Below are 24,959 nucleotides of genomic sequence, written 5' to 3'. Positions count from 1 at the left end.
GCGAGGCTGGAGCCATGACCAGCACGATCAACCCCAGCAGCGTCGTCGTCGCGACGGACGGCTCCGAGGACGCCGTCCGCGCCGTCCACTGGGCGGCCGAGCAGGCCTGGCTCCAGCGCCGGCCGCTGGTCGTCGTCGCCGCGACCGGCTCGCCGCTCGCTCCGGCCATGGCGTGGTCCGGCGTCGGGGCGGCCTACGCACCCACCGTCGAGGAGCTCGTGGCGCACGGCCGTGCGGTCGCCGATGAGTCGCTCGGGGTGGTGCAGCACCTGCGGCCCGGCCTCGACGCCTCTGCCGAGGTCCTCGTCGGTGACCCGCGCCAGGTGCTCGTCGACCTGTCCCACCGGGTGCACGCGCTGGTGGTCGGCTCCCGGGGCCGGGGCGCCTTCCGGAGCAAGCTGCTCGGCTCGGTGAGCGCGTCGGTCAGCCGCGAGGCCGCCTGCCCCGTCTTCGTCTGCCGTCCCCGCGGTGGCGGTGCCCCGTTGCGCGGGGTCCTCGTCGGCGCCGACGGCACGCCGGAGTCGCTGCCCGTCATCGAGGCCGCGTTCCACCAGGCGTCGCTGCTCGACGTGCCGCTGACCGTCATGCACTGCGTCTGGGACCAGGTCGCCGCGCTGGCGGGCCCCGGCCTCGTCTCGCCGCACGAGGCGGGCCTGGAGCAGCAGCGCCTGCTGCTCGCCGAGAGCGTCGCCGGCATGCGCACGAAGTTCCCCGAGGTGGCCACCGACCTGCAGCTGGGCCGCGGCGTCGCGGAGGAGCTGCTCACGACCGGCAGCGACGGCTGGAGCCTCGTCGTCGTCGGCCGCCACCCGGTCGACAGCCTGCTGCGCTTCCTGACCGGCTCGGTGGCGACCGCGGTGGTCGAGCGGGCGCGCACGACCGTGCTCGTCGTGCCGCAGGCCGAGCCCGCCGAGCGCGACTGACCACCCGGACCCGAGGACGGAACCCGTGACCAGCATCCCTGCCATCGCCCCGGGCAGCATCGTCGTCGGCGCTGACGGCTCCCGCCACGCCGCCCGTGCCCTGCGCTGGGCAGCCGCGCAGGCGCGCCGCGAGCACCGTCCGCTCGTCGTCGTGACCGCCGGCGGCGGTGACGCCGACCGGGTCAACCGGGACGCCCTCGTCGCGGTCCGCGAGCTCGAGCCGACGGTGGACGCCTCGGGCGTGAGCGTCGACCTCGACCCCCGACCGGCGCTGGTGGACCTGTCCCGCGACGCCCACCTGGTCGTCGTCGGCTCCCACGGTCGCGGCTTCCTGCGCAGCGTGCTGCTGGGCTCCGTCGGTACGGCGCTCACCCGGCTGTCGTGGTGCCCGGTCGTCGTCTGCCGACCCCGCGACGAGGAGCGCGGCGGCCGCGGCGTGCTGGTCGCCGTCGACGCGACCTCCTCGTCGTCGCCGGTCCTCGAATTCGCCTTCCAGCAGGCGTCCCTGCGCGGCGAGCCGCTGACCGCGGTCCACTGCACGTGGGACGTCGTCGCGGCGGTCGCCGGGCTGCGCAACGTCCGGCTCGAGGACGACGACCTCGGCGTCGGCGACGAGGCCCACCTCGCGCTCGCCGAGGCGCTCGCCGGGTTCGCGGAGACGTACCCCGACGTCGAGGTGAGCCAGCGGGTGCACCACGGCCTCGTCGACGACGTGGTCGGTCGGCACACCGGCGACTGGGACCTGGTCGTGGTCGGCCGTCACCCCGTCGACACCCTCGGCCGGCTGGTCACCGGGTCGATCGCCACGGCGGTCGTCGAGCGCGCGCGGACCACTGTCGCCGTCGTACCCGTGGAGCGGGACCCGGACGACGCCGCGGCGCTCGGCGAGGACTAGAGGTAGAGCCCGTCGCCGGCCGCGGGCTCCGCCGTCGGGTCGGCGGCCTCCTCGGCCGGGTCGTCCTCGAAGGTCAGCCCACCGCCGAACTGCTCCTTCAGGCGCGGCCCGAAGAAGTTGCTGGCCTCGGCGACGTCCACGAGCGACGACTCGAGCGTGCCCTTGTTGAGCGTCAGCCCCGCGAGGGCATCCTCGAACACCACGGCCTTGTCGGCCCAGTAGACCCGGGCGTGCAGCAGGCGCTGGTTGATCTCGTTGAGCACGCCGAGGAGCTCGGGGCTCTCGTCGACCTCGTGCAGCGCGACCGACCACACCCGTACCGCGGGGCGGTCGTCGTTGCCGACGACCCGCACGGTGTAGGCGCTGTTGCCGTGCCGGAACGGGTAGCCGCCGTGGTCGTCCTTCGACAGCGACTCGTTGCCGGTGAACTCCTCGAGCAGGCGCTCGACGTACGCATCGACCATGTCGCGGCTCATGGGCGGAACCCTACCGACCGCGGCCCCGTCAGGCGTCAGTCCGTCGGGACCCGCCCGGCCAGCAGGTCGTGGGCCTCCCGGGTGCCGCGCAGGCCACGCGTGGTGCGGCGGGTGATCCGCCAGCCCTCCGGGGTGCGGGCGAGCTCGAAGAGGTTGGCGGCAATCCGGGCCACGACCGGGTGCCTCTCCTGCTGCACCACGAGCACCGACTCGCACACGGCGACCGCGGTGTCGCCGTCCACGGAAACGTGGGCGGGGCCGAGGAAGTGCGCCGAGCCCCGGCTGATCAGGCCCTGGTGGGCGTCGGAGCGCACCATCGCCGCGACGGCCGCGCGGTCGGCCATGTGCCAGTCCTCGACGTCGTAGCTGCCGTCCTCGGTCCACAGTGCCGCGACCCGGTCGGCCTCGCCTGCGTCGACCAGGGGCCCGTAGGAGGCGATCAGCTGGGCGATCGCCTGCTGGTCCTCCATCTGCCGGAGGCGCTCCTGCTGGGCGGCGACCAGACCCTCCAGCGCGGCGACCCGCTCCTCGGTGCTGCTCATGCGTCCTCCCCGGTCCCGGGCACCTGGACGTCGGCGGCGAGCTGGTCGGCGAACGCGGCGCCGGTGCCCTCGGAGCCACCGGCGATGACGGCCCACGGGCCGCAGGACGAGACGTCGGTCACGCCCCGAGGGTGCCGCACCGGCGTCCGCGCGTGCAGCCCGGGGTCACCAGGGGGACGGTTCGTAGTCCTTGAGGAAGCAGCCGTAGAGGTCCTCACCGGCCTCGCCGCGCACGATCGGGTCGTAGACGCGGGCGGCGCCGTCGACGAGGTCGAGCGGCGCGTGCCAGCCCTCGGCGGCAATGCGGAGCTTCTCGTGGTGCGGGCGCTCGTCGGTGATCCAGCCCGTGTCGACGGCCGTCATCAGGATCATGTCGGTCTCGAACAGCTCGCCGGCCGACGTCCGCGTCATCATGTTCAGCGCGGCCTTCGCCATGTTGGTGTGCGGGTGGCCGGCCCCCTTGTAGCGGCGGGAGAACTGTCCCTCCATCGCCGAGACGTTGACGACGTAGGCGCGGCGGGCACCGTTCTGCACCGCGGCCCGCATCGCCGGCCGGAGCCGGGAGTTGATGAGGAACGGCGCGATGGCGTTGCAGAACTGCACCTCGAGCAGCTCCAGCGGGTCGACCTCGTCGAGGACCTGGGTCCACGAGTTGTTGGTCTGCACGTCGGGGATCAGGCCGCCCGCGTCGATCGCGGTGCCGGCCAGGTGGGCCTCCAGCGACGCGCCGCCCGCCTTGAGCGCGAGCGCGGTCAGGCTCGCGGCGTTGTGCGCGGCGAGCGCCGACTCGGTCGACTCCCCCTCGTGGTGCGCGACCGCGGTCGAGGACAGGGCCCCGGCGATCGCAGCCGGGTGCGCCTCGGAGATCCGGTCGAAGGTGACCATCTCGGGCAGCGCCTTGACACCGAGCGACTCGGCGGTGGGCAGCTCGGCGGCCTCGCCGTCGATGAGGTGCGTGTAGGCACCCGGCAGGCGGCGCACGGTCTGGCAGGCGTTGTTGATGATGATGTCGAGCGGGCCGTCCGCGGCGACGTCGTCGGTCAGCGAGATGACCTGGGTGGGGTCGCGCAGGTCGATGCCGACCACCTTCAGCCGGTGCAGCCAGTCCGCGGAGTCCTCCTGGGCCGCGAAGCGCCGCACCGCATCCTTCGGGAAACGGGTCGTGATCGTGGTGTGCGCACCGTCGCGCAGCAGCCGCAGCGCGATGTACATCCCGATCTTGGCGCGGCCACCGGTCAGCAGGGCCCGCTTGCCGGTGAGGTCGGTGCGCTGGTCGCGCTTGGCGTGGCTCTTCGCCGCGCAGCGCGGGCACAGCCAGTGGTAGAACGCGTCGACGAGGGTGAAGTCCTCCTTGCAGATGTAGCACCCGCGGGCGGTGATCAGCTCGCCCGCGAACGCCCCCTGCGCCGTCGACACCAGCGGGATGCCGGCCGTCTCGTCGTCGATGCGCATCGGCGACCCGGTCGCCGTCTTCTCGATGATCTCCTGGTCGTGCCGCTGCCGCTCCTGGCGGATCTCGGCACGGCGCGACTTCTTGATCAGCTTGTACATGTACGACGCCGCGCGCTTCATCGTGCGCACGTCCTCGTGATCGGGGTGCAGCTCCGGGATCTGCTTCAGCACCTTGATCGCGATCGCGAGCTCGTCGGGGTCGATCCGTTCCACCGGCGAATCGTACGGTTCCGCGGGGCGAATCAGCCCATCGCCGCGGCTCCGGTGCGCACGGCGTCGCGGATCCGGTTGTAGGTGCCGCACCGGCACACGTTGCGGATCCCGTCCAGGTCGTCCTCGGTGATCGCGCGGCCCTCGGCGCGCACCTTGTTGACCAGCGCGACCGCGGCCATGATCTGGCCGGGCTGGCAGTAGCCGCACTGGGCGACGTCGTGCTCGAGCCAGGCCTCCTGCATCGGGTGGAGCCCGTCGCCGTCGACGGTGTCGGCAAGGCCCTCGATGGTCGTGATCTCGTCGTCCTCGCGGACGGCGGACACGGGCACGGCGCAGGGGTTGAACGCCTTGCCGTTGATGTGGGACGTGCAGGCCTTGCAGACGTTGATCCCGCACCCGTACTTCGGGCCCGTGACACCGAGGACGTCGCGCAGGACCCACAGGATGCGGACGTCGTCCTCGACGTCGACGGTCACGGTCTCGCCGTTGAGCTGGAAGGTGTGCTTCGGCATCGCAGGTCGCCTCTCGGTGGTCTCTCAGTACGTGTGGTCGAGGCCGTCGACCGGCGACGCGGGGACGGGCGGGACGAACGACTTGGGCTCGAAGTGGAGCGGGTCGCGGAAGTTGATCGGGAACTCCGTGGGCAGGGTGCCGGTGGCCCGTGCGTACGCGCAGGCCACGGCCGCCATCGACGAGGCGACGCCGGCCTCGCCGACACCTCCGGGCTCGCGGCTGTCGGACTCGAGCACCTCGCAGCGGAACTCGAGGGGCACGTTCCACTGCCGGGTGTAGGCGGAGTTGTCCCAGCTCGCCTCGAGGAAGTGCCCGTCGACGAGGTGGTTGCTGTAGGTCAGCGCCTGGGCAAGGCCGTCGGAGAAGCCGCCCATCATCTGCGCCTCGACCCCGCGCGGGTTGATCACGACGCCGGCGTCGACGACGACGGTCGCCCTCGTCACCCGCGGGCCGGTGACGCCGTCGCGGACCTTGCGGTTGACCGTCTCCGGCCGGCAGTCGATCTCCACGAGCACGGCCGTGGCGCCCTTGTACTCCTTGTGCACCGCGATCCCCTGCGCTGTGCCGGCGGGCATGGCCTTGCCCCACTCCCCCAGCTCGGCGGCACGGTCGAGAACCCGGCGCACGACCTTGCTCTTGAGGTGGCTGCGCCGGAAGGCGACCGGGTCCTTCTTCAGCCGGGCGGCCAGCTGGTCGACCATCAGCTCGTTGGCGGTCGCGACGTCGGGCGAGTAGATGTTGCGCACCGAGCTGGTGTTGAAGCGGTCGGCGGCGAGCCCCGGCTCGTTGAGCAGCTGGGTGATGACACCGAAGCTGTACGGCAGCTCCTGGGTGAGCAGGAAGATCGTCTCCGCGAAGCCGAGGTTCGCCAGCCCGGTAGGGAGCGCAGCGACCTCGGCGGTGAGCCGCTCCCCGAGCCCGTGGGTGAAGTCGGTCGGCACGCTGGTGTGCCGCTGCTCGAAGCTGATCACGCTGCCGGCGAGCACGGTGGCCCGGATCCGGGAGGTGGCCATCGGGTGGACGCGACCCTGGCGGGGCTCGTCGGCCCGGTGCCACATCAGCTTCACCGGGGCACCGAACGCCTTCGACGCGTGGGCCGCCTCGATCGCGGCGTCGCTGAACAGCTTGCGGCCGAACGAGCCTCCGCCCTCCACCACGTGGACCGTCACCTTCGACTGCGGCAGGCCGATCGCCTTGGCGACCTTCGACTGCGCGTCGATGGGCGACTTCAGGCCGCCCCACACGGTCGCGGTGCCGTCGCGGACGTCGGCGACCGCGCAGTTGGGCTCGAGGGCGGAGCCGCTGCGGAAGTGGAAGACGAACTCGGCCTCGACCGAGGTGGCGCCGAGCTTCGGCACCACGAGGGGCAGCTGCGCCTTGCGCAGCTCCTCCAGCACGGCGTCGGCGTCCTTGCCGGGCACCGTGCCGGACCGCCACTCGACGTCGAGCGCGCGGACGGCGTCGATGCACTGGCCGAAGGTGCGGGCCCGCACGGCGACGCCGGTCGGGATGATCGCGACGTGGGTGACGCCGGGCATCGCCTCGACCTCGGCCTGGTTGCGCACCGAACGGGCGGTGCCGTTGAGGTCGGGGGCCCGGCACACCATCGTCGGCAGCGCGTCGGGGACGTCGAGGTCCATCGCGAACTTCTTGCGTCCGGTGACCGCGTCGAGGGCGTCGATGCGTCGCTGGGGCGTCCCGACGAGGGTGCGCTCCCCCGCCGCCTTGAGGGTGACCTTCACCCGCTTCGTGCTCGCGCTGGCCGCGTCGGCCGCCACGTCGCCGTACGCCACCGAGGCGCCGCCGGGTGCGAGGATCACGCCGGCCTTGGTGACCAGCGTGTCGACGAGGGCGCCGAGCTGGATGGCGGCCGCGTCCAGCAGCGCCTTGCGGGCGACCGCGGCCGCGACGCGGACCGGGGTGTACATCGAGATGATGGTGTTCGACCCGCCCGTGAGCTGGTTGAACAGCAGCTCCTGGCGCGCAGGCGCGAGGGTGACGTGCACCCGCTCCAGCGGCAGGTCGAGCTCGTCGGCGATCAGCATCGCCACGGCGGTGGTGATGCCCTGGCCGACCTCCATGCGGGGCAGCGCGAAGTGCGCGTCACCGGACTCGTCGATCGTGATGCCGATCTTGTTCGACGTCGGCAGCGCGCAGTGGGTGAGGAAGTCGTTGAGGTCGTAGACCTCGGCGACCTGCGGCAGCGACGGGATCGGTACGGCGCCGGCCGGCGTCGCCCCCACGGTCAGGTCCGCGGCGACCATCAGCGACGTCCCACCGACGACGTAGCCGACGAACGAGCGTCGGCCGACGCCGGTCGTCGGTCCGGCGGCAGCGGTCGGACCCTTCGGCGCGGTGGATGGTGCGGACGGTGTGGCGGCAGGCTCGCGCCCCGGTGTTTTCCCCATGTCGATCTCCCCCGAGAAGTGAAGTCGTCACGCCAGCATGACCCGCGGACATTGGTCGGAGGTTGGTTCGTCCCGGGGAGTGGGACCGGGCCGCCAAGCGGGGCTCAGAGGGCGGGCAGCACGTCCTGCACGATCGTCAGCAGGGACTCGCGCAGCAGCCGGTGCGCCTGCTCGCGGGTGAGCGTCCCCGAGCGCGACCACTCCCGGATGACGCCGCGGGCCAGCTCACCAAAGGCGCGCACGCAGGCCCGCGCCGCCGGGTCCTCCGGGTCGCCGCCGACCAGCTCGAGGACGCGCCCGGCCGCCAGGTCGTGGGCGCGGGCGAGGATCGAGCGCACCTCGGCGTCGTCGCCGACGCCCTCGGCCGCGCCGATGGTCAGGAAGCTGGCCCGCTCGGGGGTGATGGACCCGAGGAACCAGTGCACCGCGGCGTCGACGCGCTCCTCGAGGGAGCCGACCGGCAGGGGCACGTCCTCGATGGTCGGCAGCAGCGCGGCCCGGCGCACGACCTCGAGGTAGAGCGCACGCTTGTCGCCGAAGTAGTGGTTGAGCAGGCCCCGGGCGACCCCGGCCGCAGCGGCGAGCTCGGTGGTCGAGACCTCGACGTAGGGACGCTCGGCGAAGAGCCGCTCGGCCGCGGCCAGGATGAGCTCACGGCGCTGGTCCGGCGAGAGGCGCTGGCGACGTGCGACGGCTCCTGGCATGCCGCGAGACTACTATTGGCAGCCTGCCAACAACAGTCTAGGCTGACGGGGTGAGCACCGGAGCCGAGACCGCCCCGCATCGTCCGCGGCAGCGCGACCTGCCCGTCCCCGTCTGGTTCGACATGCGCGACCACGTCTCCGGGATGGGCGCCCACCTCGCGGGGCCGGCGAACGTGATCATGCAGCTGAGCTGGCCGGGCGTCGGCCACGGCGTGATGAACAGCCGGGTGGATGACGGCTCGGCGATGAAGCACCCCTTCAAGCGCGGGCGCACCACGTTCACCTACCTCGCCGTCGCCCTGCTCGGCACCGACGAGGAGCGCACCGCCTTCCGCAAGGAGGTCAACCGGCAGCACGCGCAGGTGTACTCGCGGCCGGGCGAGAAGGTCGAGTACCGGGCGATGGACCCGCGGCTGCAGACCTGGGTCGCGGCCTGCCTCTACTACGGCACCGTCGACATGATCGAGAAGATGCACGGCCCCCTACCCGCGGATCGGGCCGACGCGCTCTACGCGCACTGCGCCCGCTTCGGCACGACGCTGCAGATGCCCGCCGAGGCCTGGCCGGCCGACCGCGCGGCCTTCGACCGCTACTGGGAGGAGTCGCTCGCCGAGGTCGACATCGACCCCGACATGGCGGCGTACCTCATGCACCTGACCACGCTGCGGAACTTCCCGCCGCCGTTCCGCCTCCTCGCGCCCTTCCTGGTCTTCGTCACGACCGGCTTCCTGCCGCCCCTGTTCCGCGAGGCGATGGGCCTGTCCTGGACCCCGCGCCAGCAGCGACGGTTCGACCGCCTGCTGCGCACCCTCGGCGCGGTCGAGCGGCGGCTGCCCACCGCGCTGCGGATCTTCCCCTTCAACCTCTGGCTGGCCGACCTGCGCCTGCGCCGACGGTTCCGCCGCCCCCTCGTCTGAGCCAACTCGCCTGCAAGGATCCCGATGGACTTCGACCTGCCCGACTCCGCCCTCGCCGTCCGCGAGGGCGTCGCCGCCGTCGCCGCGAGGTACGACCACGCCTACTGGTCGCGCTGCGAGGAGGAGCACCGCTTCCCGCAGGAGGCCTTCGACGACCTCGCCCGGGGCGGCTGGTTCGGCCTCTGCGTGCCGGAGGAGTACGGCGGCGGCGGGCAGGGCCTGCTCGAGCTGGCCGTGGCGAACATGACCCTGTGCGCCTCCGGCGGCGTCGCGGGCACCTTCTTCTACGTCACCACGCCCGGCTTCGGCGCGATGACACTGACCCGCCACGGCACCGAGGAGCAGAAGCAGCGGATCCTGCCCGGCCTCGCCGACGGGTCGATCCAGTTCTGCCTGGCCCTGACCGAGCCGGACGCCGGCAGCAACGCGATCGAGATCAAGACCGCCGCCCGCCGCGACGGCGACGAGTTCGTCATCAAGGGCCAGAAGGTCTGGATCTCCAACGTCGAGAACGCCGACTGGATGGTTGCGGTCACCCGCACGATCCCGGCGGACCAGACGAAGGAGCGCGGCCTCCCCCGCACCGCGGGCTTCACGCTCTTCCTCGTCGACGTCAAGGAGGCCCTCGCGGCCGGCACCCTGTCGTACACGCCCATCCCGAAGATGGGCAGCAACATCCTGTGCTCGAGCCAGGTCTTCCTCGACGACGTGCGGGTCCCGGCCGAGAACGTCATCGGCGAGGTCGACGCCGGCTTCGGGGTCCTGTGGGACGTGCTCAACCCCGAGCGGGTCCTCGCGGCGGCCGGTGGCGTCGGCACGGCGGACGCGGCACTGCGGATCGCCTGCGACTACGCCCGGGAGCGCGAGGTCTTCGGCCGCCCGATCGGCGCCAACCAGGCCCTGCAGTTCCCGCTGGCCCAGCTCAAGGCGAAGGCGGAGCTCGGCCGGCTGATGACCTACCAGGCCGCCTGGCTCTTCGACCAGGGCCGCCCGTGCGGCAACGAGGCCAACATCGCCAAGCTCACCGGCGCCCAGGTCGGCTGGGAGGCCGCCAACCAGGCCTTCCAGACCCTGGGCGGGATGGCCTACTCGAAGGAGTACCCGGTCGAGCGGATCTTCCGCGACGCCCGGATCGCCAAGAACATCCCGGTCGCCGAGGAGCTCGTGCTCGCCCACATCGGCACCCAGATGCTGGGCCTGCCGAAGTCCTACTGAGCACCCCGTCCCGGTGGTCGAGGTGCGAGGCGCCACGGCGCCGTCGCACCTCGACGAGAGGGCAACGTCAGTCGGCAACGGCCTCCGAGAGCAGGGTGACCAGCTCCGGCATGCCGCCGGCCCACTTGAAGCTGAGCGCGGTCGGGGGCGAGACGGCCGAGATCTTCTCGCGGCCGACCACCTGGGCGACGCTGCCGTTCTTCACGGCAGGGATCGCCAGCGCCTTCTGGTCCTCCAGGAAGGCCGCGGCCTGCTTGTCGTCGTCGAAGTAGGTCACGACGACGTCGGCGTCGATCTTGTCGACCTCCTCCCAGCTCAGCTCGTAGTAGAAGCCGCCGTTGGAGGTGTCCAGCTCCGCCACGCTCGGCGCGACGTCGAAGCCCAGCTTGGTCAGGATCGCCAGGCGCGGGTCGAGCTCGGTGTAGGGCGAGACGGAGTTCGGGCCCGGGTAGAGCGCGGCGATGGTCTTGCCCTCGAACTCGGGGTGCTCCTCGGCCTGGTCGGCGAGGTAGGTGTCGATCTCGTCGAGGATGGTCTGGCCGTGCTCGCTGCGGCCCAGGGCCTGCGCGGTGATCGTGATCGTGTCCTGCCAGGTCGTCGTCCACGGCGCCTCGGGGTAGGCGACGGTCGGGGCGATCTCGGCGAGCTGCTCGTACTGCTCCTTGGTGATGCCGGAGTACGGCGCGAGGATCAGGTCGGGCTTCGCGGCGATGAACTCGTCGTAGGGCACGGTGGCGCCGGTGCCGTCGTCGGGGAGCAGCGTCGGGTGGTCGATGCCCTCCTCGTCGTACGCCTCCTTGACCCAGGGCAGCAGGTTGCCCTTGCCCACGGTCCACAGCTGCTCGGCGATGGCGACCGGGTAGACGCCCGAGGCGATGGCGGCCTCGGTGGAGCCCCAGCCCCACGTGGCGACGCGCTTGGGCTCCTCGGTGATCTCGGTCGTGCCGAAGGCGTGCTCGATGGTGATCGGGAACTCGTCGGTCACCTCCAGCGTCGTGGCACCGGCGTCCTTGTCGTCGCCGCCGTCGTCGCTGCCGCAGGCCGACAGCGCGAGCACGGCCGCGAGGCCGGCCACGAGCGCCGTGCTGCGGCGGAAGGCACGGGTGATCCGCACAGGGGTTCTCCTCAGGTAGGTGAAGCAGTTCTTCAGATGAGGTGAGGCTACCCTAAATGCCTGCGGTCACACCGAGGCGGGTCCGCCCCCTGGGCACGACCAGCGGTCCCCCGGTCACCGGGTCCGGGACCACCTCCGCGTCGAGGCCGAAGGCCGAGCGCACCGACTCGGCGGTCAGCACGTCCGCCGGCGCCCCCTGGCCCGCGATCCGGCCCCCGGACATCACGACCATGTGGTCGGCGTAGCGCGCCGCGTGGTTGAGCTCGTGCAGCACCATCACGACGGTCGTGCCGCGCTGGGCGTTGAGGTCGTCGAGGAGGTCGAGGAGCTCGAGCTGGTGGGTGACGTCGAGGTACGTCGTCGGCTCGTCGAGCAGCACGGCGTCGGTCTCCTGGGCCAGCACCATGGCGATCCAGACCCGCTGGCGCTGCCCACCCGAGAGCTCGTCGAGCCGTCGCTCGGCCAGGTCGGCGACGCCGGTGGCCTCGAGCGAGCGGAGCACGACGCGGTCGTCCTGGCTGGTGTGGCGGCCGAACCAGCCCTGGTGCGGGAACCGGCCACGCCCCACGAGCTCGGCGACGCGGACGCCGTCGGGCGCGATCGAGGTCTGCGGCAGCACGCCGATGGTGCGGGCGAGCTCGCGGCGAGAGAGGCTGCTGGCGTCCTTGCCGTTGATGCGCACCCGGCCGGCGGAGATCGGGTGCAGCCGGGCGAGGCCCCGCAGCAGGGTGGACTTGCCGCACGCGTTGGGGCCGACGATGGCGGTCACCTTGCCCGGCGGCAGCTCGAGGTGCAGGCCCTCGATGACGGGGGCGCCGCGGTAGCCGAGCGTGATGCCCTCGGCGGTGATGGAGGTGCTCATCAGGGGCGTGCCTTTCGTTCGCTGCGGGCGAGCAGCCACAAGAGGTAGGGCGCACCGACCAGGCCGGTGACGATGCCGACCGGGGCGGTGAGGCCGGCGGGCAGGCCGTACTGCCCGATGACGTCGGCGCCCATGGTCAGCGCGGCACCGATGGCCGCCGAGGCGGCGAGGGCCGGGCCGCCGTCGTCGACCAGCCGGCGGGCGATGGCCGGCGAGATCAGCGCGACGAAGGCCACCGGGCCGGCCACGGCGGTCGCGAGGGCGACCAGGCCGACGCCGATCAGCAGCGCCACGACGCGCGACCGGTTCGGGCCCAGCCCGAGGCCCTGGGCGTGCTCGTCGCCGAGCGCCAGGGCGCGCTGCTCGCGCGCGACGGGGAGCGTGAGCAGGACCAGCACGGACACGCCGGCCACCAGCGCGCCGAGGGCGCCGTCGCGCACGTCGGCGACGCTGCCGACCGTCCAGAGCAGCACGGTGCCGGCCTCGCGGAGCTCCGCCTCGGCCAGCCGCCACGAGATCAGGGAGGTGCAGAGGTAGGCGATGCCGACCCCGACCAGGACGAACCGGATGCCGTGCAGGCCGTTGCGCCAGGCCAGCACCCAGATCGCAACCGCGGCCGCGAGGGCCCCCGCGCCGGCGGCGAGGTTGACGGTGGTGCCGGAGGCGCCGTACCCGACGACCGCGGTGACGGCGCCCAGCGAGGCGCCGCCGGAGATGCCGAGGATGTCCGGGCTCGCCAGGTTGTTGCGCAGCGTCGACTGGAAGAGCGCGCCAGCGAGGCCGAAGGCGAGGCCGGCGACCATCGCCGCCAGCCCGCGCGGCAGCCGCAGCTCCCGCACGACGAGCAGGTCGAACCTGTCCCCCACCCCGAACAGGGCCGGCAGGGACCGCTCGGGCGGGACCCCGGCGGCGCCGAGGCCGAAGGTCATCAGCAGCAGCGCGAGGCACGCGGCCGCTGCGACGGCGACGACGAGGGCGACGCGGAGCCGGCTGCGGCGGCGCAGTCCGGTGATCACCCGGAGGGCGTCGGTGCTCGTGCCCGGGGCCGGCACGTCGACGGCGCTCACAGCCCGGCCACCCGCCGGCCGCGGGCCACGGCGATGAGGACCGGCGCGCCGATGATCGCGGCGACCACGCCGGCCTCCAGCTCGTCGGACTTCACCAGCCGGCCGATGATGTCGGCGGCCATCAGCATCACCGGCCCGAGCAGCGCGCACAGCGGGACGACCCAGCGGTAGTCGGTGCCGACCAGGCGCCGGGCAGCGTGCGGCACGGCCAGGCCGACCAGCGCGATCGGGCCGGCGAGGGCCGTGGCCGCGCCGGCCAGGCAGATGATCGCGACGGCCGCGAGGGCGCGGGTCGTGCCCACGCCCTGGCCGAGGGCCGACGCGACGTCGTCGCCGAGGGCCAGCCCGTTGAGGCGGTGCGCGAGGAAGAACGCGAGGACCGCGCCGAAGACGACGAAGGGCCAGAGCACCGAGACCGCGTCGGCGTCGCGGCCGGTCAGCGCGCCGACCGCCCAGTAGCGCAGCGAGTTGACCGCGTCGACGTCGCGGAAGAGGACCAGCGTGGTGATCGGGCTGATCAGCGCGGTGACCGTGGCGCCGGCGAGGGCGAGCTGCACCGGACGGCCGTGGCCGACGGCGAAGACGACGACCGCGGCGACGGCGGCGCCGGCGAACGCGAACCAGATCGCGCCCAGCGGGGAGAGCACGCCGAAGGCGGTGGCGGCGACCACGATCCCGAGCGACGCCCCGGCGTTGAGACCGAGCAGGCCGGGGTCGGCCAGCGGGTTGCGGGTGACGCCCTGCGCCAGCACCCCGGCCAGCGCGAGGGCGACGCCGGCGAGCAGCGCGATGACGGTGCGCGGCACGCGCTGGCCGCGGATGACGCCGTGGTCGACGTTGCCGGCCACCGGGTCGGTCAGCGCGCGCCAGGCCTCGCCGATCGCGACCTCGCGCACCCCCAGGGCGATGCTGAGCACGATCCCGAGGAGGACCAGGGCCGTGGCCCCGGCGAGCACCGCGACCCGCGCCCCGCGACCGGAGGACGCGGCCACGCGCTCCGGCGCCAGCGCAGCCGCGGCCTCCAAGGTTTGCATAACCTAAGTATCCACACGGAGCCTCGTGCGCACGACTCCGGCCGCCCCTGGACCGCCCCGTACCGCCCCCGCGTGACGCGCGCTACGACGCAGGCGCACCCTGCCGCCGGGTCCGGTCGCTGCCGGAGGCGCGGGCCGCGGCGCTGTAGAGCCAGCCGTAGAACGCGAGCAGCACGAGCCACGAGGCGATCACGACGCCGTACATCACGGTCCACAGCCAGGCGGGCACGTCCGGCTTGCGCTCGCGCTGCAGCATGAACGGCTCGTGCACGAAGGCCGCCTCCGTGGCGTCGTCGACACGGACCAGCCCGGAGGCGGGGCCGTCGATGGCCGGGTCGGCGGGCATGTGCAGCGGCAGCGAGACCATCGTCGTCGGCGCCAGGTGCAGCCGGACCAGGGTCTTCCAGCTGCCGTGCAGCGGGAGGGCACGGCTCGAACGGAACTCCCCCGCCGTTCCGGTCGGCTCCATCGCGACGCTGATCATGCCGTCGCCCGGGACCTCCTCGGAGGCGTCCTGCCGACCCTGGTAGGCCAGCGCCGAGACCCACACGGCGTCGTCGGCGGCGTCCACCGGGTCGGTGCGCACCGTGACCACGGCCTCGCAGCCGTCGGCGCCGATGCAGTCCTCGTCGTAGGACACCCGCCCCATGATCACGCCGGTGCCGTCGACCGGCTCGTACGTCGTGCGGCAGTCCTCGCCGACGCAGTCCTTGACGACCTCCACCTCGCCCGCGCTGGTGGGTGGGGCGAAGACGGCCATCAGCACGATGAAGGCCAGCGTGCCCGCCGTACCCACCCAGCGGCCGCGCACCGCCAGGCCGTCACGACGCGGCGCGGAGGCCTCCGGCAGGTCGGCGATCCGCTCCAGGTGCCGGGCGAACGACCAGCCGAGCAGACCACCACCGGCGGCAGCGATCGCACCCACACCGAGCATCAGCGGCATCTGGGCGGTCTCCGGTGGCAGCGGGTAGGGCAGGAAGACGTCCATCCACCACCACTCGGTCGCCAGCCCGACCGATCCGGCCAGCAGGCCGGCGCCCGCGGCGAAGAGCGGCCCGCGGTTGCGGACGACCAGCGCGAGCAGCTCGATGCACAGCGCGGGGCCGAGGAGGAGCAGCCAGTGCGCGCGGTGGATGTCCGGGATCGGCAAGGTGATCAGGTAGATCGACAGGCGCAGGCCGGTGTAGGCCAGCCAGGTGACCAGCGCGCCGCCGGGGCCGAAGAAGAGCCGGCCCGCGGTGAAGATCCAGCCGGCGAGGAAGCCGGAGATGATGAACAGCGTCGCGGCGGGGAACTGCGGGACGCCGAGGTCGAACTCCATCAGGAAGGCGACCGGGATGATGCAGTGGCCGATCACGATCGTCATCCACAGCCGGGTCGCCCACGCCGAGCGGTCCGCCAGCACCGCGGCGGGCGCCTCGCGCCGTACCGGCGGCAGGACCCGCCCGAACAGCCGCAGGCCTCCCGTGGCGAGCCCACCGAGGSGGGTCCAGCGCCGCGCGGGCGGCTGGCCGAGCTGCGCGGCCTCGGCGAGCAGCAGGGGGACCGCGAGGATGCAGGTCACCGCGCCGCCGATCATCATCACGTGGGTCGGCCCCCACTCGGTGACGTCCTGGCCGAAGAGGCGGTGCCAGACGTCGTCGGCCGGGAAGCCGGCCGCGGCGATCATCCCGGCGCCGAGCAGCACCAGGGTGCCCATCGGGACCCGCCACCTCGGCGTGAGCCGGACGGTACGACGCGGCAGCGGGTCCTTGGCGAGCGCCGCCGAGATGACGCCGGCGGCGAGGAAGAAGAAGATCCCGAACATGATCGGGAAGTGCGACGGGTTGGCCAGCGGCCCCTCGTCGCGGCCGTCCTGCATGTGGATCGGGACGTCCCAGTAGACGCCGAACCCGCACGCCACCAGCGACAGCAGGGCCAGGTAGCTGGGCAGCCCGGCCCACCGTGGCAGGCCGTCGACGGCCGAGACCCGGTCGGCGAGCCGCCCGATCAGGGTCGGCTTCCCGTCCCGCTCGCGCAGCAGGAAGATGCCGAGCGGGACGTAGATCGCGGCGAACGCCACGAACGCGAGCAGGACCTGGTCGAGCGCCGCGCCACCTGCCGGCGGCGCTTCCTCGGCGAGCACGATCATCGGGGAGCACCTCACGATCTCGACGCTACTTCGAGTAACAGGTACCTGAACAGGCGTCCGTCAATCGGGGCGACCGGGATCACACCCGCCACCCCCGCCGGCGTGCCGGGAACCCACGAACGCATGCCCGGTTGCGGGACGGCGACGATCGTGGAAACTCCGCGCCTATGCGGTCCTTGAGAACCATTGATGTGCCATGATGGGCGCGTCGGGCCGCGACCGACCCCCCCAGAGGTCGCGGCCCGGCGCCATTTTTCTGCCCGAGCCGCGTCGCCCCGCCCGCCGCCGGTGGTTGAGGTGCGAGGCGCCCCAGCGCCGAGCCCTCCGCCGGCGGTTGAGGTGCGAGGCGCCCCAGCGCCGAGCCCTCCGCCGGCGGTTGAGGTGCGAGGCGCCCCAGCGCCGAGCCTCGAAACCACCGGCCATGGTGCACCGGACTGGCTCACCACAGTCCGCCCGACAGGCCCGGAGGTTTCGAGGCTCCTCGCTGGCGCTCGTCGCACCTCAACCACCGGGGCTCGCTCCTCGCTGGCGCTCGTCGGCCCTCGACCGGGCGCGAGGAGGCGACGCGCTCGCGCTACTCCCAGAACACCCGGTCGACGACGGCGCGGGCGTGGCGGGTGGTGCGGAGGTAGTCGTCGAGCAGGCGGTCGGTCTCGTCGGTCTGGTAGCCGAGGATCCCGGCGACCGACCGGCGCTCGAGGGTGCCGCGCGGGAACTGGTCGCTGCCCCGGCCGCGGGCCAGGAGCATCGCGTTGCGCACGCGGGTGACCATCCGCCAGGAGGTGGCGAGGGTCTGGGCGTCCTCGCGGGTGATGAGGTCCGCCTCGGCCGCCGCCTCGAGCGCGGCGAGGGTCTGGGCGGTGCGCAGCCCGGGGACCTCGGCGCCGTGCCGCAGCTGCAGCAGCTGGATGGTCCACTCGATGTCGGCCAGTCCCCCGCGGCCGAGCTTGAGGTGCAGCGCGGGGTCGGCGCCGCGCGGCAGCCGCTCCTTGTCCACGCGCGCCTTGATCCGGCGCACCTCGACGATGTCATCCGCCGACAGCCCGCCCTGCGGGTAGCGCAGCGGGTCGACCATGGCGGTGAACCGCTCCCGCAGGCCGGGGTCACCGACGACGGCGTCGGCGCGGAGCAGGGCCTGTGCCTCCCACACGTGCGACCACTTGGCGTAGTAGGCGGCGTAGGCGTCGAGGGTGCGCACCAGCGGGCCCTGCCGACCCTCCGGACGCAGGTCGGCGTCGACCACGAGCGCCGGGTCCGGGCCGGGGGCACCGAGCACGCGACGCACCTCCTCGGCGACGACGCGGGCGAAGGTGGCGGCCTCGTGGCTGTCGACGCCCTCGACCGGCTCGTGGACGAAGAGCACGTCGGCGTCGCTGCCGTAGGAGAGCTCGAAGCCGCCGTACCGGCCCATCGCGACGATCGCCATCCGGGTCGGCGGCTCGTCGAGCCCGCGGGTGCGGGCCGTCGCCTCGATCGTGCCCTCGAGGGTCGCCGCGAGGGTGGCGTCGGTGAGCCGGGTGAGCGCGAAGCCGACGTCGGCGACGTCGATCAGGCCGAGCACGTCGGCGGCCGCGATCCGCAGCAGCTCGCGGCGCCGGACGGCACGCACCGCGCGGACGCCCTTCTCCAACCCTTCCTGGCGGCGGCCGGTCGCGAGCATCTCCTCGGTCATCGCCTCGGCCGTCAGCGGGGCGAGGTCGCCGGCGAGCAGCTTGACCCCGGCAGGCTCGCGCTCGAGGAGGTCGGTGCAGTAGCGCGAGGTCGCGAGCAGGTGGGCGAGCCGCTCGGCGACCTCCCCCTCGTCGCGCAGCGTGGAGAGGTACCACGGCGTGCTGCCCAGGACCTCGCTGATCCGCCGGAAGCCGAACAGGCCCCCGTCGGGGTCGGGGGCCTCGGCGAACCACTGCAGCATCGCGGGCAGCAGCGTGCGCTGGATCGCGGCCGTCCGGCTGACGCCCGTGGTCAGCGCCTGCAGGTTGCGCAGCGCGGCCTGCGGGTCGGCGTACCCGAGCGCGGCGAGCCGGGCGCCGGCAGCCTCCGGGGAGAGGCGCACCTCGTCGGCGCCCATCCGCGCGACGGCGCTGAGCAGCGGCCGGTAGAAGATCTTCTGGTGCAGGCGGCTCACCTCACGGCGGTGGCCCTGCCAGGTCTCGTCGAGCCGCTTCTCCGACTCCTTGAGGAAGCCGAGGCTGCGGCCCAGGCGGCGCAGCGCCGCGTCGTCGGAGGGTACGACGTGCGTGCGCTGCAGCCGGTGGAGCTGGATGCGGTGCTCGAGGGTGCGCAGGAAGGCGTAGGCGCGGTGCAGGGACTCGCCGTCCTCGCGACCGACGTACCCGCCCTCGGTGAGCCGGGCCAGCGCGCTGAGCGTCGTGGGCGGGCGGATCCGCTCGTCGGCGCGTCCGTGCACCAGCTGCAGGAGCTGGACGGCGAACTCGACGTCCCGCAGGCCGCCGGCGCCGAGCTTGAGCTGGCGGTCGGCCTCGCGGGCCGGGATGTGGTCGAGCACCCGGCGCCGCATCGCGCGGGCCGCCTCGACGAAGCCCTCGCGGTCGGCGGCCGACCAGACCATCGGGCTGACCATGTCGACGAAGGCCTGGCCGAGCTCGAGGTCCCCGGCGACGGGCCGCGCCTTGAGCAGCGCCTGGAACTCCCACATCTCCGCCCAGCGCTCGTAGTAGCCCTGGTGGCTGGCCAGCGTGCGGCTGAGCGGACCGTTCTTGCCCTCGGGCCGCAGGTTGGCGTCGACCGGCCAGATCGTGCCCTCGGCGGTGTGGTCGGAGCAGACCTGCATCAGCTGCGCCGCCAGCCGGGCGGCCACCCGCTCGTCGCCCTCATGCACGAAGACCACGTCGACGTCGGAGACGTAGTTGAGCTCGTGGCCGCCGCACTTGCCCATCGCGATGACCGCCAGGCGGGTGTCGTCGGCGGCCTCGCCGAGCCGGGCGCGGGCCACGGCCAGCGCGGCCTCGAGGACGCCGCCGGCCAGGTCGGAGAGCTCGGCAGCGGCGTCGTCGACACCGAGGTGGTGGGTCAGGTCGCGCGCCGCGAGGCGGAGCAGCTGGCGGCGGTACTCGACCCGCAGGGCGTCGACGGCCTCGCGGTCGGGCTCGCCGGCGACCGCCTCGAGCAGCCCGGCCCGCATCGCCCAGGCGGCCGGGCGCGTGCACCCGAGCCGCGAGTCGGTCAGCTCCCGCCAGTGCTCCGGGTGGGTGGCCAGGTGGTCGGCGAGCGCCGCGCTGGCACCAAGCACGCCGAGCAGCCGCATCGCGGTGCCCTCGTCGTCGGCGAGGGCGGCCAGCAGGTCCTCGGCGTCCTCGGCCGCGTCCACCAGCCGGCACAGGCCGTGCAGTGCGGCGTCCGGGTCGGCCGTGCGCCCGAGGTAGGCCAGCAGGTCGACGCCGATCGCGCCGAGCTCGGCCAGGTGCTCCTGCGCCCGGTCGAGGTCGACGAAGCCGAGCCGCAGCAGCTCGGTGCGCTGGCTGGCGCGGTTCATCGGCTGGCGCCGTTCATCGGCTGGCCCGGGTCATCTCACAGGACAGGCAACATGCTGTCGCGCTCGAAGACGGAGACCTGTCCGCGGTACTCGTCCCACTCGGCCCGCTTGTTGCGGAGGAAGAAGTCGAAGACCTGCTCCCCCAGCGTCTCGGCGAGCAGCTCGGAGTGCTCGGCGATGCCGATGGCCTCGTTGAGGTTGCGCGGCAGCGGCTCGATGCCGAGGCTGCGGCGCTCGCGCTCGGTGAGTGCCCACACGTCGTCCTCGGCCTCGCGGGGCAGCTCGTAGCCCTCCTCGATGCCCTTGAGGCCCGCGGCCAGCACCGCGGCGTACGCGAGGTAGGGGTTGCAGGCGGAGTCGATCGTGCGCAGCTCGACGCGCGTGGACTGGCCCTTCATCGGCTTGTACATCGGCACCCGCACCATCGCCGAGCGGTTGTTGTGGCCCCAGCAGATGTACGACGGCGCCTCGCCGCCGAACATCATCCGCTTGTAGGAGTTGACCCACTGGTTGGTGACGACGCTGATCTCGCTGGCGTGCCTGAGGATGCCCGCGATGAACTGGCGGCCGGTCTTCGACAGCTGGTACTCGGCGCCGGCCTCGTAGAAGGCATTCTGGTCGCCCTCGAAGAGCGAGAGGTGCGTGTGCATGCCCGACCCGGGGTGGGTCGTGAACGGCTTCGGCATGAAGGTCGCCCACAGGCCCTGGCTCAGCGCGACCTCGCGGATGACCGTGCGGAAGGTCATGATGTTGTCGGCCGTGGTCAGCGCGTCGGCGTAGCGCAGGTCGATCTCCTGCTGGCCCGGGCCGGCCTCGTGGTGGCTGAACTCCACCGAGATGCCCATCGCCTCGAGCATGGTGATCGCCTCGCGGCGGAAGTCCGAGCCGTGCGAGTGCGCCGCGTGGTCGAAGTATCCGCTGCGGTCCATGGGCACCGGCTCCTGGCCGGGCTGCGGCTCGTCCTTGAACAGGTAGAACTCGATCTCGGGGTGCGTGTAGAACGTGAAGCCCTGCTCCGCCGCCTTGCCGAGGGTGCGCTTGAGGACGTTGCGCGGGTCGGCGTACGACGCCGATCCGTCCGGCATCACGATGTCGCAGAACATGCGGGCGGTGGCCGGTCCCTCGGCGCTGCGCCACGGCAGGATCTGGAAGGTCGTGGGGTCCGGGAGGGCGAGCATGTCGGCCTCGTAGACGCGGGCGAAGCCCTCGATGGCGGAGCCGTCGAAGCCGATGCCCTCGGAGAAGGCGCCCTCGAGCTCGGCGGGCGCCACCGCGACCGACTTCAGGAACCCGAGCACGTCGGTGAACCACAGCCGCACGAACCGGACGTCACGCTCCTCGAGCGCCCGGAGAACGAAGTCTTCCTGCTTGCCCATGGCTGCAGCCTAGGGGGCAGCCGCAGCGGCGTGGACGCGGGATTCCCCCGTGGCGCCGATTTGTGTCGGACCCTGCGGCGACGGTGGTGCCCGGTTGCTCCCGCGACCGACCTCCCGGGCCCCCGTGGGCCCCGGCCGGGGACCCGGCCGAGCGAGGTCCCGACACCACCATCGAAGGGGACGACGATGTCCAACTTCTCGAGCCGGGTCGCTGCCGTTGCCGTCGGCAGCGCGATCCTGGTCACCCTGGGCGCCACCGGCGCCACCGCGGCGAAGCTCATCACCTCCGCGCAGATCCAGAACGGCACGATCCGCAGCATCGACGTCAAGGACGGCTCGCTCGTGGGGGGCGACGTCCGCGACGGCAGCATCACCGGCGCCGACCTCCGCAACGGCTCCGTCACCAGCGCCGACATCAAGGACGGCGCCGTCCGGCTGGCCGACCTGAGCCAGGCTGCGAAGGACGCGCTCACCGGCGCCGCCCCGGCTGTGCCCGAGGGCGTCACCGGCGTCGAGGTCGCCACGCTCGACGCGCCCGTGGTCGTGGACAAGATCGGCGGCCCGATCAACGCCAACAACACCGACCTCGACCTGGGCTTCGAGCTGCCGGCCGGCACCTACCTGGTCACGGTCGACGGCGCGTTCCTCAGCGACGTGGCAGCACAGGACCCGGACGTCGACGTCTACCCGCAGCTGTCGCTGTGGCTCGACAAGAGCGGCGACGGCGCCTTCCAGTGGCAGAACGGCGAGGGCTCGATCAGCCCCAACGCACTGATGCCCACGGCGGCCGACCGGCACATCTCGGTCAGCGGCTCGACCGTGATCACGCTGGACGCGCCGACCCGGGTCGGCCTGCTGGCGTTCGGCTACGACGGGCAGCAGGGCACGGCCCGCTCCGGCGAGATCAAGGTGTCCGAGGCGACGCTCACCGCGACGCCGCTCGGCTGACCGGTCGAGGGACCCCGCCGGCGTCGGTCCGGCCGCACCCGCGGTCGGGCCGGCGCTGCTGCGGGTCCCCGGGCAGGGCGAGCTCAGGCCTCCGGCACGTTGGCCAGCTCGGCCAGCCAGGCGGCCGCACTGGCGTCCGACGGCATCCGCCAGTCGCCGCGCGGTGACATGGTGCCGCCGGGGCTGACCTTCGGCCCGTTCGGCAGCGCCGACCGCTTGAACTGGCTGCTGAAGAAGCGCCGCACGAACACCTCGAGCCACCGCCGGATCGTCGCGAGGTCGTACGACGAGCGCCGCTCCTCCGGGAAACCCGGGGGCCATTCCCCCGTCTCCGCGTCCCGCCACGCGTGCCAGGCGAGGAAGGCGATCTTGCTGGGTCGGTAGCCGCGGCGGATGACGTGGTGCAGCGTGAAGTCCTGCAGGGCGTAGGGGCCGACGGAGTCCTCGGTCCGCTGCTCGCCGCCGGGGATCAGCTCGGGGGTGATCTCCTGGTCGAGGATCTCCTGCAGCACCTTGTCCGCATCGTCGTCGTAGTGCCCGTCGTGCAGCTGGTCGGAGTCGATGACCCACCGGATCAGGTGCTGGATCAGCGTCTTCGGCACGCCGGCGTTGACGTTGTAGTGCGACATCTGGTCGCCCACGCCGTAGGTGCACCAGCCCAGCGCCAGCTCGGACAGGTCACCGGTGCCGAGCACGATGCCGCCGCGGTGGTTGGCCAGCCGGAACAGGTAGTCGGTGCGCAGGCCGGCCTGCACGTTCTCGAAGGTGACGTCGTAGACCGGCTCGCCGCCGGAGAACGGGTGCCCGAGGCCCTCGAGCATGGTCCGCGCGGCCGGGCGGATGTCGAGCTCCTCGAAGGTGCAGCCGAGCGCCTGCGAGAGCCGGGTGGCGTAGGACTTCGTGGTCTCGCCGGTCGCGAACCCCGGCATGGTGAAGGCGTGGATGTCGCTGCGCGGGCGGCCGAGCCGGTCCATCGCCTTCGCCGCGACGATCAGGGCGTGCGTGGAGTCCAGTCCACCGCTGACGCCGATGACGACCTTCGGCTGCCCGATCGCGGCGAGCCGCTGCTCCAGCCCGGAGACCTGGATGTTGTAGGCCTCGTAGCAGTCCTGGGCGAGCCGGGCCGGGTCGTCGGGCACGAACGGGTAGCGGTCGATCTTGCGCCGCAGCCCGATGTCGCCTGTCGGCGGCTCGAGGTCGAACTCGACGACGTCGAAGTCACCCTCGGCGATGCCGGCCGCGCGCCGGTTGTCGTCGAAGGTGCCCTGGCGCATCCGCTCCTGGCGCAGCCGGTCGAGGTCGACGTCGACGACCGTGCGGCGCGGCCCGTCCGGGAAGCGCTCGCTCTCGCCGAGCAGGTCACCCATCTCGTAGACCATCGTCTGCCCGTCCCAGGACAGGTCCGTGGTCGACTCGCCCTGCCCGGCAGCGGCGTACACGTAGGCCGCGTTGCAGCGCGCGCTCGCGCTGCGGGCCAGCAGGTGGCGGTCCTCGGCGCGGGCGACGGTGATCGGGCTGCCGGACAGGTTGGCCAGCACGGTCGCGCCGGCGAGCGCGGCGTGGGCGCTCGGCGGGACCGGCACCCACATGTCCTCGCAGATCTCGACGTGCAGCGTCAGCCCCGGCAGGTCGGCGGCACGGAACAGCAGGTCCGGGCCGAAGGGCACCTCGGCGCCGCCGACGACGATCCGCTCCCCACGCTGGTCCTCGCCGGAGGCGAACCAGCGCGCCTCGTAGAACTCGCGGTAGGTCGGCAGGAAGGACTTCGGCGCGACGCCGAGCACCGACCCGCGGTGGATGACGACGCCGCAGTTGAACACCCGGTTGCCCTTGCGCAGCGGCGCGCCGACCACGAGCACCGGCCGCAGCTCGCGCGAGGCCTCGACCAGCTCGCCGAGGGCGGCCTGCACCGCCTCGAGCAGCGTGTCCTGGAGGAAGAGGTCGTCGACGGCGTACCCGGTCAGGCCCAGCTCCGGGAAGACCGCGACCGCGACGCCGTCGTCGTGGCAGGCGCGCGCCTGCTCGAGGGTGCGGGCGGCGTTGGTGGCGGGGTCGGCGATGGCGACCGGCAAGGTCACCGCCGCGACGCGGGCGAAGCCGTGGGCGTAGGCGGAGTAGAAGTCCACGACCGGAGTCTAGGGACCGGTCGCCGGCGGGCTGCGCGATGAGTACGGCGCCCGGGCCCGGTCTCCCCCGGCATGAGCATCGTGAGCACCCGGATCCAGCCCTGCCTCTGGTTCGACGACCAGCTGGAGGAGGCAGTCCGGTTCTACACCTCGATCTTCCCGAGCTCCTCGATCGGTCACCTGACCCCGCTGGTCGGCGAGTTCACGCTCGACGGGCTCACCTTCCGCGCCATCAACGGCGGCCCGGACCTCCGCTTCTCCGAGGCGGTCTCCTTCGCGGTGACCTGCGCCGACCAGACCGAGGTCGACTACTACTGGGACTCCCTGGTCGACGGCGGCGAGGAGTCCGCCTGCGGCCTCTACGAGCTGGTCACGGACCCGGACCGGGCTCGCCGGGAGGCGGCGACCCGGGCGATGCTGGGGATGCGCCGCCTCGTCGTGCGCGACCTCGAGGCCGCCGCCGACGCCGCGTCCCCCGCCGCCAGCAGTTGACCCCACCGCCGAGCCCACCCGCCGGTGGTGGAGGTGCGAGGCGTCGTTCTGCACGTCC

21 protein-coding genes are annotated in these 24,959 nt (G+C 73.0%); 6 read left to right on the top strand and 15 right to left on the bottom strand.

Annotated features, from left to right (window positions below; all coding sequences use genetic code 11):
- Positions 1 to 14: 14 nt before the first annotated feature.
- Together L615_RS05115 and L615_RS05110 are read left to right on the top strand one after the other, a co-directional pair.
- Complete coding sequence (locus tag L615_RS05115) at positions 15 to 923, top strand: universal stress protein (protein ID WP_145724329.1); 909 nt, start codon at positions 15 to 17, stop codon at positions 921 to 923.
- Positions 924 to 948: 25 nt separating this feature from the next.
- Positions 949 to 1,818, top strand: coding sequence for a universal stress protein (locus L615_RS05110; protein ID WP_028657027.1), 870 nt, complete (start codon positions 949 to 951; stop codon positions 1,816 to 1,818).
- Here L615_RS05110 and L615_RS05105 read toward each other — a convergent pair.
- From L615_RS05105 to L615_RS05075, 7 genes are all read right to left on the bottom strand, one after another.
- Positions 1,815 to 2,294: a T3SS (YopN, CesT) and YbjN peptide-binding chaperone 1 gene (locus tag L615_RS05105; protein ID WP_028657026.1), complete on the bottom strand. Its 480-nt coding sequence runs from the start codon at positions 2,292 to 2,294 to the stop codon at positions 1,815 to 1,817. The genes L615_RS05110 and L615_RS05105 overlap by 4 nt on opposite strands.
- A 35-nt stretch (positions 2,295 to 2,329) precedes the next feature.
- The gene (locus L615_RS05100) at positions 2,330 to 2,836 is read right to left on the bottom strand and encodes a nuclear transport factor 2 family protein (protein WP_051486229.1); all 507 of its coding nucleotides are present in this window, start codon (positions 2,834 to 2,836) and stop codon (positions 2,330 to 2,332) included.
- The gene (locus L615_RS24060) at positions 2,833 to 2,958 is read right to left on the bottom strand and encodes a hypothetical protein (RefSeq protein WP_261376563.1); all 126 of its coding nucleotides are present in this window, start codon (positions 2,956 to 2,958) and stop codon (positions 2,833 to 2,835) included. Before L615_RS24060 ends, L615_RS05100 begins: the two co-directional genes overlap by 4 nt.
- A 43-nt stretch (positions 2,959 to 3,001) precedes the next feature.
- Positions 3,002 to 4,501 carry an SDR family NAD(P)-dependent oxidoreductase gene (locus tag L615_RS05090; RefSeq protein WP_028657024.1) on the bottom strand — a complete coding sequence of 500 codons (1,500 nt, stop codon included), beginning with the start codon at positions 4,499 to 4,501 and terminating at the stop codon, positions 3,002 to 3,004.
- Between the two features lie 29 nt (positions 4,502 to 4,530).
- A complete protein-coding gene (locus L615_RS05085) occupies positions 4,531 to 5,013 on the bottom strand; it encodes a (2Fe-2S)-binding protein (protein WP_028657023.1) in 483 nt (160 codons plus the stop codon).
- A 24-nt stretch (positions 5,014 to 5,037) separates the two neighbouring features.
- Complete coding sequence (locus tag L615_RS05080) at positions 5,038 to 7,422, bottom strand: molybdopterin cofactor-binding domain-containing protein (protein WP_145724328.1); 2,385 nt, start codon at positions 7,420 to 7,422, stop codon at positions 5,038 to 5,040.
- Between the two features lie 104 nt (positions 7,423 to 7,526).
- Positions 7,527 to 8,126: a TetR/AcrR family transcriptional regulator gene (locus tag L615_RS05075; protein WP_028657022.1), complete on the bottom strand. Its 600-nt coding sequence runs from the start codon at positions 8,124 to 8,126 to the stop codon at positions 7,527 to 7,529.
- 50 nt (positions 8,127 to 8,176) lie between these two features.
- Between L615_RS05075 and L615_RS05070 the strand changes: the two genes are divergently transcribed.
- Positions 8,177 to 9,043, top strand: coding sequence for an oxygenase MpaB family protein (locus L615_RS05070; protein WP_222430448.1), 867 nt, complete (start codon positions 8,177 to 8,179; stop codon positions 9,041 to 9,043).
- Positions 9,044 to 9,067: 24 nt separating this feature from the next.
- Positions 9,068 to 10,258 carry an acyl-CoA dehydrogenase family protein gene (locus L615_RS05065; protein ID WP_028657020.1) on the top strand — a complete coding sequence of 397 codons (1,191 nt, stop codon included), beginning with the start codon at positions 9,068 to 9,070 and terminating at the stop codon, positions 10,256 to 10,258.
- Between the two features lie 67 nt (positions 10,259 to 10,325).
- Here L615_RS05065 and L615_RS05060 read toward each other — a convergent pair whose 3' ends face one another.
- The 7 genes from L615_RS05060 to L615_RS05030 all read right to left on the bottom strand — a co-directional run bounded on the left by L615_RS05060 (position 10,326) and on the right by L615_RS05030 (position 21,335).
- The gene (locus L615_RS05060) at positions 10,326 to 11,372 is read right to left on the bottom strand and encodes an iron-siderophore ABC transporter substrate-binding protein (protein ID WP_145724327.1); all 1,047 of its coding nucleotides are present in this window, start codon (positions 11,370 to 11,372) and stop codon (positions 10,326 to 10,328) included.
- Positions 11,373 to 11,424: 52 nt separating this feature from the next.
- Positions 11,425 to 12,234 (bottom strand): ABC transporter ATP-binding protein, encoded by an 810-nt coding sequence (locus L615_RS05055; protein ID WP_028657018.1) that lies wholly within the window; start codon positions 12,232 to 12,234, stop codon positions 11,425 to 11,427.
- The gene (locus L615_RS05050) at positions 12,234 to 13,301 is read right to left on the bottom strand and encodes an iron chelate uptake ABC transporter family permease subunit (protein ID WP_222430447.1); all 1,068 of its coding nucleotides are present in this window, start codon (positions 13,299 to 13,301) and stop codon (positions 12,234 to 12,236) included. Before L615_RS05050 ends, L615_RS05055 begins: the two co-directional genes overlap by 1 nt.
- The gene (locus L615_RS05045) at positions 13,298 to 14,335 is read right to left on the bottom strand and encodes an iron ABC transporter permease (protein WP_036519124.1); all 1,038 of its coding nucleotides are present in this window, start codon (positions 14,333 to 14,335) and stop codon (positions 13,298 to 13,300) included. Before L615_RS05045 ends, L615_RS05050 begins: the two co-directional genes overlap by 4 nt.
- Before the next feature lie 82 nt (positions 14,336 to 14,417).
- Positions 14,418 to 16,481 (bottom strand): ABC transporter permease, encoded by a 2,064-nt coding sequence (locus L615_RS05040; RefSeq protein ID WP_145724326.1) that lies wholly within the window; start codon positions 16,479 to 16,481, stop codon positions 14,418 to 14,420.
- Between the two features lie 559 nt (positions 16,482 to 17,040).
- A complete protein-coding gene (locus tag L615_RS05035) occupies positions 17,041 to 19,959 on the bottom strand; it encodes a bifunctional [glutamine synthetase] adenylyltransferase/[glutamine synthetase]-adenylyl-L-tyrosine phosphorylase (RefSeq protein WP_145724325.1) in 2,919 nt (972 codons plus the stop codon).
- Between the two features lie 35 nt (positions 19,960 to 19,994).
- The gene (locus L615_RS05030) at positions 19,995 to 21,335 is read right to left on the bottom strand and encodes a glutamine synthetase family protein (protein WP_028656327.1); all 1,341 of its coding nucleotides are present in this window, start codon (positions 21,333 to 21,335) and stop codon (positions 19,995 to 19,997) included.
- Positions 21,336 to 21,521: 186 nt separating this feature from the next.
- On the opposite strand from L615_RS05030, the gene L615_RS05025 reads away from it, so the two are divergent.
- Positions 21,522 to 22,283: a hypothetical protein gene (locus tag L615_RS05025; protein ID WP_028656326.1), complete on the top strand. Its 762-nt coding sequence runs from the start codon at positions 21,522 to 21,524 to the stop codon at positions 22,281 to 22,283.
- Between the two features lie 83 nt (positions 22,284 to 22,366).
- On the opposite strand, the gene L615_RS05020 is transcribed toward L615_RS05025, so the two are convergent.
- Complete coding sequence (locus tag L615_RS05020) at positions 22,367 to 24,409, bottom strand: NAD(+) synthase (protein WP_028656325.1); 2,043 nt, start codon at positions 24,407 to 24,409, stop codon at positions 22,367 to 22,369.
- A 72-nt stretch (positions 24,410 to 24,481) separates the two neighbouring features.
- Between L615_RS05020 and L615_RS05015 the strand changes: the two genes are divergently transcribed.
- Entirely contained in the window at positions 24,482 to 24,901 is a 420-nt protein-coding gene (locus tag L615_RS05015; protein WP_145724324.1) for a VOC family protein, read from the top strand.
- Positions 24,902 to 24,959: the final 58 nt, after the last annotated feature.

Source organism: Nocardioides sp. J9, assembly GCF_007829375.1.
In the GTDB taxonomy this organism is placed as follows: domain Bacteria; phylum Actinomycetota; class Actinomycetes; order Propionibacteriales; family Nocardioidaceae; genus Nocardioides.
Note: the sequence above shows the minus strand (reverse complement) of the source record. Positions and strands in the feature narration are given on the sequence as shown.

Coding starts and splice junctions, on each gene's coding strand:
- L615_RS05105 (WP_028657026.1), bottom strand. CDS start 2,294: ATGAGCCGCGACATGGTCGATGCGTACGTCGAGCGCCTGCTCGAGGAG.
- L615_RS05055 (WP_028657018.1), bottom strand. CDS start 12,234: ATGAGCACCTCCATCACCGCCGAGGGCATCACGCTCGGCTACCGCGGC.
- L615_RS05015 (WP_145724324.1), top strand. CDS start 24,482: ATGAGCATCGTGAGCACCCGGATCCAGCCCTGCCTCTGGTTCGACGAC.
- L615_RS05080 (WP_145724328.1), bottom strand. CDS start 7,422: ATGGGGAAAACACCGGGGCGCGAGCCTGCCGCCACACCGTCCGCACCA.
- L615_RS05075 (WP_028657022.1), bottom strand. CDS start 8,126: ATGCCAGGAGCCGTCGCACGTCGCCAGCGCCTCTCGCCGGACCAGCGC.
- L615_RS05100 (WP_051486229.1), bottom strand. CDS start 2,836: ATGAGCAGCACCGAGGAGCGGGTCGCCGCGCTGGAGGGTCTGGTCGCC.
- L615_RS05030 (WP_028656327.1), bottom strand. CDS start 21,335: ATGGGCAAGCAGGAAGACTTCGTTCTCCGGGCGCTCGAGGAGCGTGAC.
- L615_RS05085 (WP_028657023.1), bottom strand. CDS start 5,013: ATGCCGAAGCACACCTTCCAGCTCAACGGCGAGACCGTGACCGTCGAC.
- L615_RS05035 (WP_145724325.1), bottom strand. CDS start 19,959: ATGAACCGCGCCAGCCAGCGCACCGAGCTGCTGCGGCTCGGCTTCGTC.
- L615_RS05045 (WP_036519124.1), bottom strand. CDS start 14,335: ATGCAAACCTTGGAGGCCGCGGCTGCGCTGGCGCCGGAGCGCGTGGCC.
- L615_RS05115 (WP_145724329.1), top strand. CDS start 15: ATGACCAGCACGATCAACCCCAGCAGCGTCGTCGTCGCGACGGACGGC.
- L615_RS05025 (WP_028656326.1), top strand. CDS start 21,522: ATGTCCAACTTCTCGAGCCGGGTCGCTGCCGTTGCCGTCGGCAGCGCG.
- L615_RS05065 (WP_028657020.1), top strand. CDS start 9,068: ATGGACTTCGACCTGCCCGACTCCGCCCTCGCCGTCCGCGAGGGCGTC.